This is a genomic window from Lysinibacillus sp. NPDC047702 (genome assembly GCF_050272555.1).
GTDB lineage: Bacteria > Bacillota > Bacilli > Bacillales_A > Planococcaceae > Lysinibacillus.
Map to the genome: position 1 here is coordinate 15,828 of NZ_JBNNMG010000069.1, position 13,448 is coordinate 29,275.

Annotated in this window: 12 protein-coding genes; 3 read left to right on the top strand and 9 right to left on the bottom strand. The window is 35.8% G+C overall.

The window, feature by feature from the left end; all coding sequences use genetic code 11:
* Positions 1-100 precede the first annotated feature (100 nt).
* The 5 genes from ACQKIM_RS23280 to ACQKIM_RS23300 all read right to left on the bottom strand — a co-directional run bounded on the left by ACQKIM_RS23280 (position 101) and on the right by ACQKIM_RS23300 (position 3,685).
* Positions 101-1,342, bottom strand: coding sequence for an ABC transporter permease (locus ACQKIM_RS23280; protein WP_427548547.1), 1,242 nt, complete (start codon positions 1,340-1,342; stop codon positions 101-103).
* Positions 1,329-2,234, bottom strand: coding sequence for an ABC transporter ATP-binding protein (locus ACQKIM_RS23285; protein ID WP_427548549.1), 906 nt, complete (start codon positions 2,232-2,234; stop codon positions 1,329-1,331). The genes ACQKIM_RS23280 and ACQKIM_RS23285 overlap by 14 nt, the downstream gene beginning before the upstream one ends.
* Positions 2,235-2,498: 264 nt before the next feature.
* Complete coding sequence (locus ACQKIM_RS23290) at positions 2,499-2,816, bottom strand: DUF2812 domain-containing protein (protein WP_427548551.1); 318 nt, start codon at positions 2,814-2,816, stop codon at positions 2,499-2,501.
* Between the two features lie 16 nt (positions 2,817-2,832).
* A complete protein-coding gene (locus tag ACQKIM_RS23295) occupies positions 2,833-3,378 on the bottom strand; it encodes a DUF2812 domain-containing protein (protein WP_427548553.1) in 546 nt (181 codons plus the stop codon).
* A complete protein-coding gene (locus ACQKIM_RS23300) occupies positions 3,362-3,685 on the bottom strand; it encodes a PadR family transcriptional regulator (RefSeq protein ID WP_427548555.1) in 324 nt (107 codons plus the stop codon). The genes ACQKIM_RS23295 and ACQKIM_RS23300 overlap by 17 nt, the downstream gene beginning before the upstream one ends.
* 383 nt (positions 3,686-4,068) lie before the next feature.
* Between ACQKIM_RS23300 and ACQKIM_RS23305 the strand changes: the two genes are divergently transcribed.
* Complete coding sequence (locus tag ACQKIM_RS23305; RefSeq protein WP_427548557.1) at positions 4,069-4,650, top strand: TetR/AcrR family transcriptional regulator; 582 nt, start codon at positions 4,069-4,071, stop codon at positions 4,648-4,650.
* A 53-nt stretch (positions 4,651-4,703) separates the two neighbouring features.
* Positions 4,704-5,903 (top strand): YhgE/Pip domain-containing protein, encoded by a 1,200-nt coding sequence (locus tag ACQKIM_RS23310; RefSeq protein ID WP_427548559.1) that lies wholly within the window; start codon positions 4,704-4,706, stop codon positions 5,901-5,903.
* Positions 5,904-5,954: 51 nt separating this feature from the next.
* Here ACQKIM_RS23310 and ACQKIM_RS23315 read toward each other — a convergent pair whose 3' ends face one another.
* Positions 5,955-8,978 (bottom strand): S-layer homology domain-containing protein, encoded by a 3,024-nt coding sequence (locus ACQKIM_RS23315; RefSeq protein ID WP_427548561.1) that lies wholly within the window; start codon positions 8,976-8,978, stop codon positions 5,955-5,957.
* Positions 8,979-9,098: 120 nt separating this feature from the next.
* Positions 9,099-9,665: a TetR/AcrR family transcriptional regulator gene (locus tag ACQKIM_RS23320; protein ID WP_427548563.1), complete on the bottom strand. Its 567-nt coding sequence runs from the start codon at positions 9,663-9,665 to the stop codon at positions 9,099-9,101.
* A 202-nt stretch (positions 9,666-9,867) separates the two neighbouring features.
* Here ACQKIM_RS23320 and ACQKIM_RS23325 point away from each other — a divergent pair, with 202 nt between their 5' ends.
* On the top strand, positions 9,868-10,626 hold the full coding sequence (locus ACQKIM_RS23325) for an SDR family oxidoreductase (protein WP_427548564.1): 759 nt from the start codon (positions 9,868-9,870) through the stop codon (positions 10,624-10,626).
* Between the two features lie 134 nt (positions 10,627-10,760).
* Here the strand turns inward: ACQKIM_RS23325 and ACQKIM_RS23330 are convergent, their stop codons facing one another.
* Positions 10,761-11,522 (bottom strand): metallophosphoesterase family protein, encoded by a 762-nt coding sequence (locus tag ACQKIM_RS23330; protein ID WP_427548566.1) that lies wholly within the window; start codon positions 11,520-11,522, stop codon positions 10,761-10,763.
* A gap of 215 nt (positions 11,523-11,737) precedes the next feature.
* On the bottom strand, positions 11,738-13,087 hold the full coding sequence (gene brnQ, locus ACQKIM_RS23335; protein ID WP_427548568.1) for a branched-chain amino acid transport system II carrier protein: 1,350 nt from the start codon (positions 13,085-13,087) through the stop codon (positions 11,738-11,740).
* Positions 13,088-13,448: the final 361 nt, after the last annotated feature.

Here is a 13,448-nt window from a genome sequence, read left to right on the forward strand (position 1 = left end):
GAGGAAATTCGACATAATCCATTAAATATTTGACATTGTTTTCTAGGTTTGACATGTTCGAACTAAAGAAGCAGCTACAATCCATAGCTGCTCCCATCATTTATGTTGTCACTTTTAAGACCGTTTTGATTTTTTGAATCACGCCACCTGAACTATAAGTTAAGACACTACGTTTATAGAAGGATAGGCTAAATAAATAAGCGACAATAATCGTTGCTACTAAAATACCTAATGATAAAAGTGGTACCATCACCCCTATATCAGTAGCCCCAATGCGCATCGGCATAACCATGCCAGATGTAAATGGAATATAGGAGAATATCTTAATAATAAGTGTATCTGGATTGCCTATACCAGATAGCATTACATAGAAACCAATTAATGTGATCATCATTGCAGGCATTAATACTTGACCCGCTTCCTCGACTTTGGAAACTAATGAACCAAATAGAGCTCCTACAATTAAATAGAGGACAATTGTCAATAGTAGGAAAAGTATTGCATAAATAACGTATCCCAGCGACAATTCCTTTACAATGCCTGTAGCAGCATCCCAAATAACTCCATTCTTCACAAATTTAGCATACACAAGGAATACCACTGCAATAATTCCCATTTGTGTTAAAGCTAATAACAGCACACCAGCAATTTTGGCCTTAAAATGGGTAGCTGGTTTGACACTTACTAAAAGCATCTCCATTGCGCGTGAGCCTTTTTCGGAGGCAATCTCTGTTGTAATCATAGATAAGAATGTGGAAATAAAGAAATAGATTAATATACCAACTGCATAGGACACCCATAGTCCTGATTGCTTCTCCTCTTCACTCTTACCACCAGAAGATTCCTCATTTAAGTTTTTATTGGAGATAATTGTTTGGGCACTCATAATTTGTGCTGCTTGCTCAGACGTTAATGATAACTGTTGAACAGCATAATGCTGACCCGCATATTGTAATAACGAAGATATAGTTGTTTGATCATTTAGTTTTAACGGTGTATACGTAGCAATTTCTGCATGTAGTTGACCATTCTGATCTGCTATTTTAACAATTGCATCAAGCTTTTCGTCCTTGACCTTTTTCTCCAGCTTCGATAGGTTTTTTTCATTCTGTATAAATTCCATATCACCATTGGATACGAACAATCCACTTAAATCGGCAGTTGTTTCATTCACAATGGCTATTTGCTTTGCTTGATCATTGCCTGTAAATAACTCCTTTATATCCGACCAAAAAATTGCAACGGACATAGCGAGTATATAAAGACATGTCATTAAAATAAAAGACTTTGATTTTAATTTTGATCTATATAGCTGTTTCATTAATAAATTAAACTTCGACAATGTTACCACCAACCTTATCCTTAAAGATCTCATCTAACGATAAGTAATCTAAACTAAATTTCTCAATATATTTGCCATTGGAAAGCTGTTGGAAAATGCTTTGTGCAAAGCTCTCGTCCTTCAAAGTTAGCACTGTTTGCTCTTTCTCAACGCATACATCTTTAACGCCTTCAAGTGTCAGTAACTGCGTAGTAGACCAATCTGTACGCACAGCCAATTTGGTTTTCCCATATTGTTTCTTCAAGTCTAGCAAGCTACCTGAAAAAAGAGAGACCCCACGTTTTAATAAACAAAGGTGATCACATAGCTCCTCTACATTATCCATTTGGTGACTAGAGAACAAAATCGTTGTGCCCTGTTCTTTTAAAAGTAAGATGGCATCCTTCAGTAAATCTTTATTAACTGGGTCAAGACCACTGAATGGTTCATCTAATATTAAGAATTGTGGCTTATGAATAAAGCTCGCAATCAGCTGTACCTTTTGCTGATTCCCCTTCGATAATGTTTCTGCCTTATCTTTCCGTTTTTCCTCAAGCTCAAATCGGCTAATCCAAAAATCAATATCTCTCTTTAACTCCTCTTTCTTCATTCCACGAAGCTCACCGAAAAAGTATAATTGATCCTCAACCTTCATTGTTGGGAATATGCCTCGTTCTTCTGGTAAATAACCAAGAACATCACGGTTGATGGCATTCACAGGTTTACCATCCCATGTAATCGTCCCTTCCGTTGTCTCCTGCAAATCCAAAATCATACGGAAAGTAGTTGTTTTACCAGCACCATTTTGTCCGATTAACCCAAAAATCTCTCCTTTTTCAATCGTGAAATTAAGATTATCTACCGCTGTAAAATCTTTATATTTTTTTGTGACATGCTGTAATTGTAATGTCATTCTTCTTCCTCCCTATTAGTCTATGTAATTCTTGTGGCAGTCCGTTTTCTACTAATCCTCATAAATATGAGTAAGCAATTTTAATTTCTTTTTACGTTTGTGATTTCTAAATATCTCGATTATCAATAAGGAAATTAAAAAGACATTAAATAAGCAAATCCATGGGAATGCTTGGTTAAATTGATGTATAAGCATAAAAGGTAAAATATTTACCATCACTGCAAATGCATTTAATAGACAAACCCAGATAAACAATGTATTAATTCAAGATAAATATTTTATTTTTTCTGATTTCCCGGAAAATATTTCGAATGGCCCCTCTTCTTTCCTTTTTCTAAAGTACGCCCATACCCCAAATGAATATACATGTTCAATATTCATTGTATCTAAAAAATCATAGTAATCTTTTTTTCGTTTTAACACCATTTCATTGCGATAAATATATTCGTCAGATTTGCCATATTCAAAGAGAAAAACGAATGGCCAAAACTTTTTTAAGTGCCAGCCCTGTTCTGCCATGTTATTAACCCATTGTTCTTCTCGTTCATGATCAATAAAAAAACGAAATTTAAATATTTTCACAGAGTTATCCTCCTCTCTAATCTGTAAACACATCCAATTCCTTCTTCAAATTTTTACGCACTCGCATAAGCTTAAAGATTGGTCCCACTAATAATATAACGATGAGAATATTAGTACTATTCAGTAGTAATTTCAGCATATCTGTATGCTGTCCTTTGAAAATACTAATAAGCCCTGTTAAACCAACAAATAAATTCAGTAGGAGAATCAATAACAGTAACGTAATTTTTTTGGACAAATTATTGATTTTAGTTTTTTTATCAGAATAAAGTTCAAAGGGTCCTTCATGGGCAGGCTTTCTAAAGAAAACAAAGTTTCCAGAACGGTCTACTTGTTCTATTCCAGATGATTTGAGAAAGTCTAGGTACTCATCTTCATAGGAAACACCAAATCGCTCCAATTCATCATAGCGATAAATATAGCTACCTGGTTCATCTTGCACAAATGTAAAACGAATCCAAGTAAATTTTTTTAAATGCCATCCTTGACTAGCCATCTCATTTACTCTTTTTTCAATAACATACGGATTCATCACTAACCAATACTTATGCAAAGTTCCCATCCTCCCTCGTTATACGGATACCATTGTCAAAAAGTTCCCTTAATCTTAAAATTTCATAGTGCACAACTTCTTTTCCACTCTCAGTTATTACATATTCCTTTTTTCGTCCATCATCTTCTAGTGCTTCAATCCATCCTCGTTCCAATAAGGTTTTTATCGCACCATAAATCGTCCCAGCTCCAAGCCGAACACGACCATTACTCATTTCCTCTACCAATTGCATAATCCCATAACCATGCCTCGCGTCAAATAAAGCTAATAAAATATAATAAACGCCCTCTGTTAATGGCGGATGCTCTTGTGTCATACAAATCCCCCCTATATCGCACAACAATATATCGACCTACGATATAATAAAATATATCAGCAGACGATATAGTTGTCAATGTTATTTCATTTATTTACAAAGTAATTATTTGGGTCAGCTTCATCATAATTTCTAGGTTATTTATGTTGGTATAAGCGTATTTTCTGACTTGAGTAGATTTTGATTCTACCTGAATATTACTTCCTGCCACCTGAGCACTTTTTGGGTCTACCTGAGCGGTTCGCTTCGCCACCCGAGCACTTTTTGTTTCCACCTGAGCGATTCACTTCGTTACCTGAGCACTTTTATTTCTATTTTTATTGCATACAAAATCACACTATGCTAGCATGTAAGTAATAACTTGCATGAAAGGAAGTAATTTTTTGTCAACAAAAGGGACCGCTGATCGAATTATTGAAGCTGCATTACATCTTGTCAGTGAAAAAGGTTATACCGCAGCAACTACAAAAGCTATAGCTGAATTAGCTGAGGTCAATGAGGTAACTATTTTCCGCCATTTTGGTAGCAAGCAAGGCATTTTAAAAGCCATCATTGAAAAGTTTTCCTACTATCCTCTGATGCAACAAGAGCTCACTACCAATGTGACATGGGATTTGGAAAATGATCTATTGAATTTTTCTCTTAAGCATTTTAATTTTTTAATGTCAATCAAAGACTTTGTCATGATTGGCTTTAAGGAAGGTATGCAATTTCCAGAAATTAATGATGAAATTGCGAATATCCCACTCCTTATTAAAAATGAGCTTATTCATTATTTGAAGGAGATGCATCAAAGAGAGAAGATTAGAGACATCAACTTTGAAGTAGCTGCACTATCACTAATCGCTATGAATTTTGGACATTTTATGTCACGCGCACGCTTAGGAACAATTGTTTCAGAGGTGCCAACGGAAGAATTGTTGCAAACAAGTATTTCCATTTTTTCTAGGGGACTCGTTTCCTAGAAAAAATTTTCTATTCAATGCAAGTAAGTACTTACTTATATAGGAGGATTATGATGAAAGGATTACAAGCTTTATTTCGTATAAAAGAAACATATATTGGTATAGTTGCTACTATCGCTTTTCAAGTTATCTTTTTTTCCGTTTGGATGACAGCCTATGATGGTGTAAACGAGAGAGCTGAGAATTTAAAAATTGGCATTATTAGTGAGGATCATGAAATGGGTCAACAGGTAGCAAATGGACTAAAAACATCACTTCCATTTGCCCTTGAAGAATTTACTTCAATAAAGCAGGCTGAAGAAGCGTTGAATAAACGACAGATTCAAATGATAATGCATATTCCAAAAAACTTTACTGCACAAATTCAAGCGGGAAATGAAGCAGAAATTACTTATTCCATCAATCAAGCCAGTGCAAGTATGATTAAAAGTATGATGGAGAGTACCGCTAAACAACTAACAGAGGAAATCAATCACAATATCTTTCCAATAAAGCAAGAGAAATCGATTAAAATGTTTTCTCAAAAATTCACCCAGCTTCCTTTAGAACAAAATATGGCACTGCAAATTACAGATTCAGTTGAAGCTACAATTATGCAAGTAAAAGATCGCTCAATTGAGGCCACAATTATTAAAACAAATAATGCTGAAGGATTTGCAGCAAACTTTGTACCACTAATGGTCATCATCTCATCATTCGTTGGGGCGATGGTAATGATCATGCAACATCAGCAGGCAGCACAACTAGTGCAAACTCTCGTTTCAAAATGGCAATTGTTCCTAGCAAGGCAAATCATAAATATTGGTGTAGCGTTTGTCTTACCCCTGCTAACAATAGGATTAATGCATCTTTTTAATATTTCTAGTGAGGAAGGTTTTTTAACTATTTATCTCTTTCAGGCATTAATGTTCTGGGCATTTCTATGTGTCGCACAAGTTTTTGTCATGATTTTCGGCAATTTAGGTATGGTCTTTAATATTTGTGCCCTTTCACTACAGCTTGTAACATCAGGTGTGCTTGTGCCAAAAACTATACTTTCTGATTTTTATAATACGCTTGCATCCATTCTTCCAGCCACTTATGGAGCAGATGGCTATTACACGATTATTTTTGGTGGAAGTGCTGAGAATCTTCAGCAGAACAGTAGTGCATTAGGAATCATTATTGTTGTCACATTGGTCATTTCCTCTATAGCCGTCGCTCTTAAGAAAGCAAAAAATACAGAGGAAAAAACATCTTCTACTGTTCAATAGAAAAATGGTAAAAATCCGCTTTAAAAGCCTTCGCGGATTTTTACCTTTAAATCAATAATCTATTCCTTCATGCTCCACTGCCGCTTCTTGAATTTCATAGAAAGCCCAGTGCCCTGGTGTTATATCTCTAAATTTGTTCTCTATCGTCATTTGAATGGGGCCTCTTTCAAAAAGATGATTTAACACCTTAACAGCCTGCGCTCGAGTTAATTTTTGTTCAGGACGAAATGTTCCATCCCCCACACCAGTCATAATTCCTAATTGAGAGATACGTTTAATAGAATCAGCAGCCCAATGCTTCTTTGAGACATCAATAAACTCTTTTGCTTCATTCATAGACTTGCAGTAGTTAGCTTGTTCCAAACTACTTAGACAATGTCTATCTATCCAACGCATTGCAATTACTGCCATTTGGGCTCGTGTAATAGTTCCATTAGGTGTAAATGTATTATCAGCAGTACCTGTCATTAGCCCTAAATCTCGAACATATTCAATTTCATCATATGCCCATGCTTGTTGAATATCTCGATAGCTGATTGTATGCGCCACAGGAACCTCATTTTGAGTTAAATTGCGTGCTAACATAGCTGCCATTTGCTGACGTGAAATTGCTAGGTTAGGACGGAAAGTGCCGTCACTATATCCTTGTATATATGGATAATGTATAGCTTTCTCCTCTTTAGACATATCTTCTTCAATAATATCAATAATTTTCTCTGGTTCTTCTATATAAAGAATGGTAAACGTTGAGAAATGGTTAACATCGAATTCAATCCCTTTTAATATTTCATCAAATTGTGTAATTCGGCCATAAACAAGCTCTTTGGTACCATTACTATGTTCAATAAAAATAGCTAAATGCTCTATCTGTGCCTGTGTTAAATTAGCTGGTAGTGGGAGTACGAGTGTAACAGGACGACTTTGCATATTAGTTTCAATCGTAAGCGGACGCCCTAGCACCTCAACAGCTGTATTTTTCCCAGCTGCTATTTGTCTAATCTTTTCTTCCTGCTTCATACGATTTTCAATATCACTTTTTTCTTTAGCAGTTTTAACAGGCACCAAACGGAAGTATAAATTATCTGTAACAGAACTTAATGATGCATGTGGTATCATTACAGCACCATTTACTGTACGAATTGAAATACCTGTATTTAATGAAGCAAGTGATAAGCGTGGAATTTCAATCATCGTTTCAGCAACCTCATCTTTTTCATCGGGAATAATAATATAAGCAAAGTTATTTGGCATCTCAGTTAGATTTTCTGACACTTCTTTAGCACTTTCTGGCGTAATCGTTATTTTATCCTTCACTTGGCCGTTAGATTCGGTAGTTCTGGAAATGACTGTATTAGAAATCCTTTTTCCCTCTTTTTCCAGTACATTTATAAAGATTTCTTTTTTTACTGAGGTTATTGGCGGTTCTATAGGTGATGATGGATAGTACCCTGAAGATGGAGCCTTCACTACTTGTGCTATATTAAATGTCATATCCACCATATTCTTTGCTTTAATTGTAATTGATGCATAATAATTGCCTACGGGTAATCGATTCTTAGCCTTAATTGAAAATGTTGTGACTGGATGGTCTTTATCTAGCTTAGATAATAGAGGCTCCGTTAATTCAAAACTATCCGCATTTGTCCCACTGAGCACTATGCTTATATTTTCTAAATCTGCTGTACCAGAGCGTCTAATGGAGATTGTTTTTGACTCCTGTGTGCCACTTCTATAATCAGATAAAAGCTCACTTAATATTTGATTATCAATAGATTCAATGGAGAAAGTCGGAGCTTCTTCCCATTTTGCATATAATGTTTGATTTTCAGCAACTATATCTGCGTCAAAATCCCATGCTTCCTGCAATAAACTATCCTTATACCAACCATCGAAAATATAACCATTCCTTGTTGGAGAACTAGGTCTATGAATCTTTGTGTTATTTGGGATATTCTCATAATCCACTACTTGGCTGCCACCCTGTGAATCGAATTTAACCGTGAAAAAAAGAGCCGTAAATTTTTGAATTCTACTATTCCCAAAATCAGCAACATAGATACTTCCCATGTGATCTACTGTAACTCCTGTTGGGTAGCTAAACTCTCCTAGCTCACTTCCTTCACTACCATCCGCTTTCCCCCACATTCTCCATTCATTTGTCGAGATAGTTAGTTTTTGAATACGGTTATTATTACTATCAGCTACATATACATTTCCTTGTTCATCAATCTCCAGGTTAAATGGTTCACTAAATTCCCCAAGTTCGCCACCCGATCCTCCACCTATTTTTTTCCATTCACTCCATTCATATGTATGAGACACTGCTCCATTTTCACTACTATTTTTTATAAGCTTGACTTTTTGAATACGATGATTTCCAGTATCCGCTACATAAATATTTCCCTCATGATCAACTGCTATTCCAGCTGGTTGCTTAAATTCGCCCAAACTATTTCCAGTTAAAGGTAGGTTTTTAGCATTGACCCTCCCCCATACTATCCATTGATCCGTAAGAATATCTAATTTTTGAATACGTTGATTCGTTGTATCAGCTACATAAACATTACCTAGGGGATCTACTGCAACACCACTAGGATTATGAAATTCACCTGGATTAATTCCTGAGGCATTATCCAATACATTTGGACCTTGATATTCTTTTCCCCACTTACTCCAAACACCTGTCGCCACATCTAGCTTCTGAATGCGATGATTTAATTTATCTGCCACATAAATATTTCCTTGACTATCAACAGCTACATCAGCTGGATAATTAAATTCACCAAGAGCACTTCCCTCTTTACCATTACTATTACCCCAATAACTCCATACACCTGTTGCAATATCTAGCTTTTGTATACGATTGTTATCAGAATCAGCAACATAAATATTTCCCTGTGTGTCTGTTGTAACACTATTGGGATAGCCAAAATCTCCTAGTTCGCTTCCTCCATTTCCAAGCTGAAACCATTCATTGGCTGCTAGTACTTGACTTGAGAACATTGTAAATGAAGACAGTAACACAACTACACTCCAAATAAGTATCTTCTTTAAGTATTGATTCATAGCTCTCATACTTCTACTCCTTCTATAATAAATTGCGCCTACTTTGATTTATTATAGAAGGGTAATATCTCAAAAAACTCTCAAACTATAATTACCTCAACAAGGACAACAGTCTGAGTGTATTATTCGTTAATGGCCAAATCGTAAAATAGCTGCTAGTTGTTTATTTAATGTGCTCACACTATCTGTAAAATCCAGACGATACCATTGAATAATAAGACCTATGATTGCATTTGCCTGGTATGCACTGTAATAATCAATAGCTATTTCATCATGTAACTTATGCTGAGCTGTAATATCTCCCTTTAAAAGAGAATAAATCCCGTCAAATAGCATGTAATAGTAGGTTAGCGGAACATTTTTTGAAAAAACAATGCGGTAAAACATTTTAAAGCGCTCAATATGATGAAAAATTCGTATGGTATTTGGATCTAATTGGTTCTTATCTAATGTTGTAACTGCACGGTAAGGTTCCTCATAGGAATTATACAAATCCTCCATAATTTCCTGAAAGTATTCCTCGAATAATCCTTCCTTTTGCTCATAGTGCAAATAGAAGGTTCCCCTATTCACGTTTGCAACTCGACAAATTTCAGCAATTGAAATGTTTTCGAGAGGTTTTTCACTTAATAAAGTCATTAAGGCATTATGCAAAGCTTGCTTTGTTTTAACAACTCTTAGATCATTTGCTTTCAAATTTTCTCATCCTTATTCAACAGATTTTTTATATGTGTTCATTACTAGACAGTTCTTTGTATTTTGCTTATTGAAATCGCTTACAAAAATATTATATTATTTTAATGAACACATGTTCAATATCTAACTTCATATATTGTAGATATGTTTATAAATGTTTGGACATTCTCTAAAAAAACCACATATATAGGAGGTCCTTAAGATGAGATTGGAAGGTAAAGTAGCTATCGTAACAGGTGCCGCATCAGGTATGGGGAAAGCAATTGCAGAGGGTTATGCTAAAGAAGGCGCAAAAGTTGTTGTTTCTGACTTAAATTTAGAGGGTGCACAAGCCGTAGTTGAAAGTATTCAAGTAGCCGGTGGATCCGCGATTGCTGTACAAACAAACGTTGCATCAACAGATGATCTACAACGTTTATTTGATGAAACAAAGAAGGCTTATGGACAATTAGATATTTTAGTAAATAATGCTGGTATTATGGATGGTATGGAGCCTGTGGGTGAAATATCTGACGAACGCTGGGATAAAGTATTTGCTGTGAACACTACAGCCGTAATGCGTTCGATGCGTATGGCAACAGAGATTTTCCTAGCACAGGGACATGGGGTATTTGTCAACAATATTTCTGCTGGTGGTCTCTATGGGGCTCGTGCAGGTGCTGCTTATACTGCATCTAAACATGCTGTCGTTGGTTTAACAAAAAACACAGCGTTTATGTATGCAGATAAAAACATTCGCTGTAATGGTATTGCGCCAGGTGCAGTAATGACCAATATTGCCTCTACTATGACAAATATGAGTGAAGTTGGTGCTACTCGCCAAGGACTTGGTTTGGCTATTAATCCACGGGCTGGACAACCAGAGGAGATTGCACAGCTTGCTATTTTCCTTGGTTCAGATGAAGCGAGCTTTGTTAACGGACAAGTCATCGCTGTTGATGGTGGCTGGACAGCTTATTAAAAAAATTTAGAAAGACACAACTCAATCCAAAATAGGTTGAGTTGTGTCTTTTTGGTAAGTTGAATCAATTTCGCCTTAGCGTAACTGTAGCTGCCAGCTGCCGCTTTGCTATCGATACAGATATACGAATATGTTCATACGTCTATCGTAAAGCTACGAATTTTTGCAGGCAAATGCTCTGTAGGATAACCGACTGCGTTAATATAAAATTTCCAATCAGCACGTTCATAGACGCTTTGCTCGTGACAATGCCCGAAAATATAGTAATTTGCTTGCAAGTTGATAGGGTGAACATAGCAATACGCACGACCATAAATGTTATGGCTTTTAATAAAAATGGGTGGCACATGTGTAATACACACATCGATATGCTTCATCTGCCCAAAGCCTTTTTTCTCTGCTAAATGCTCCAGTCGAATATCAAAATCCTGTATAAGCTTTGAATCATTCATGTACCTTTTGAAAAACTGAATCTCAGCATAGTCCTCTAATGCATACCAATTTGTTGCACCTGCAAAGATGTTCCCTTCAATTGCAATCGTTTTGAAACGTTCTAATAGATGAATATTTTGCTCATGTTGTAATAAATGTTTTAGTTCGTCTACACGTTTTTGACTGCTCTGCCCATACAAATGCTTCTGCTTTGAGATAACATAATAATCGTGATTGCCAAGAACCCATATCACATGTTGGTAATGCTGTCCAAAGTACGTTAACATCATGACACTTTGCTGATTGTAATGTGACAAATCCCCTGCTATAACGAGCACATTTCCTAAAGTTTCAGGTAACATGGAAGCTAAAAATGCTGTTGTTGTTTCATATAATATATGAGGATCTTTACTATATGGTATATGAAAATCCAAATGCAAATCAGATATATAATCTATTTTCATAGTGCCCCCCCTTCTTAGTGATATATTATATAAGGTAAAAGCACATCATTTTCCTCTATAAAAATAATTCTGCTTATTTTTGATTTTATTCTTACTACTTAGACAGTTACCATTAAAATAAATCGAAAAATCATTTTACATTGCTTGTATGGGGCCGAAAAGAAAAAGACACACGTTAGGATAAATAATTCATCCAGTATGTGTCTTACTAAACATTAGTTAATACTTGTAACTTTTTTTGAAGGGAATATATAGCCTATGAAGGCACCTAGCAGAGCTGGTAATATCCATCCTAAGCCAATATCATAAAAAGGCAAAAAATCTGAATATAACTGTTCTACTGCTTCAAATAGACCAAGTTTTACTGCTGGTATACTTGTTGCTAATGCTCGATAACCATCAATTAGACTAATGAATAAAGTGAAGAACATGGCGGTTAAATAGACTGCCTGCTTATTTTTAAATAACGAAGAGCTAAGTGCTAGTAAAACTAACACAATCGCAAGCGGATATAAGAACATCAGCGCTGGGACCGCGTATTGAATAATATTCGTTAAACCAAAGTTAGCGATTGTAAATGATACTAGGCACAGTATGAACACAAACAATTTATAACTGATTTTTGGGAAGACTTCGTGGAAAAACTCACTACAGGATGTAATTAAGCCGATACTTGTCTTTAAACAAGCAAGGACAATAATGATTGCCAATAAAATAGCTCCAAATGAGCCGAAATAGTGATCAGCAACTGCTGCAAAAATTAAACCACCATTCTCGTATGGACCAACCGCCTCCATACTAGATGTCCCCATATACGTGATAAGTCCGTATATGAGCATCATTAATGTCATCGCAAAGATTCCTGAAGTCCATGTGGCCTTCGCAATTTCCTTTCGATCGGTAATTCCTGCACTTTTGATGGCATTAATAACAACAATCCCAAAGGCTAATGATGCTAAGACATCCATTGTGTTGTAGCCTTCTTTAAAGCCTGTCATAAATGCTGCATCTATATAGTCACCCATTGGCTGCTGAAAATGCCCCATCGGCTTTACAATACTTGTAATAATTAAAATAAATAACACAATTAAAAAAGCTGGTGTTAAATATTTACCGATATAATCCATAATTTTTGCTGGATTTAATGAGAAATAATACACGATCGCAAAAAATACAAAGCTAAATAATGCAAGTAGAAGTGTTGTATGTTGTGCTTGAATATATGGTTCAAAGCCAACAACAAAAGGTACTGTTGCTGTACGTGGTATGGCAAAAAATGGACCAATCGTTAAATATAGCGCTAATGAAAAAATCACCCCAAATATAGGATGAACACGACTCGCTAAATCACGTAATCCGTTACTGCCTGATAAGCCAATAGCTAGTATACCGAGAAACGGTAAACCGATAGCTGTTACTAAAAAGCCTATTAATCCAAACCAAAAGTTAGTGCCTGCTAATTGCCCAAGCTGGATTGGAAAAATAAGATTCCCTGCTCCAAAATACAGTCCGAAAAGCATTGTACCGATAACTGCATAGGTTGAGAAAGGTATTTTCTGTTGCATTTTTGATGTACTCCTTAGATGTAATTGACGATAGCAAATTATTTTAATCGAATGATTTTTCACTACAATTCAATCATAGTATCAGGCATTTATTATAAACACAATAGTTTTTTCGTTTATCCTTATTCATCCCGAATAAACGGGCATAAAGGAGCTTACTTCAAGGGTGAGAGGACTCAAAAATTGAAGTAAAATACTATTCGTAAAAGTCCTATGCATTATTACTTCATTTCTAATGCCAAAAGAAAAGAGCTGTCAGCAGACAGCTCTTCATAGTGTTGAAAAACTAAATGGTCAAGGGACTCTTTGTGAACACTCCTAAGTCAAATGAAGGTGATCTCCGTTCCAGGCTACTCGCTTT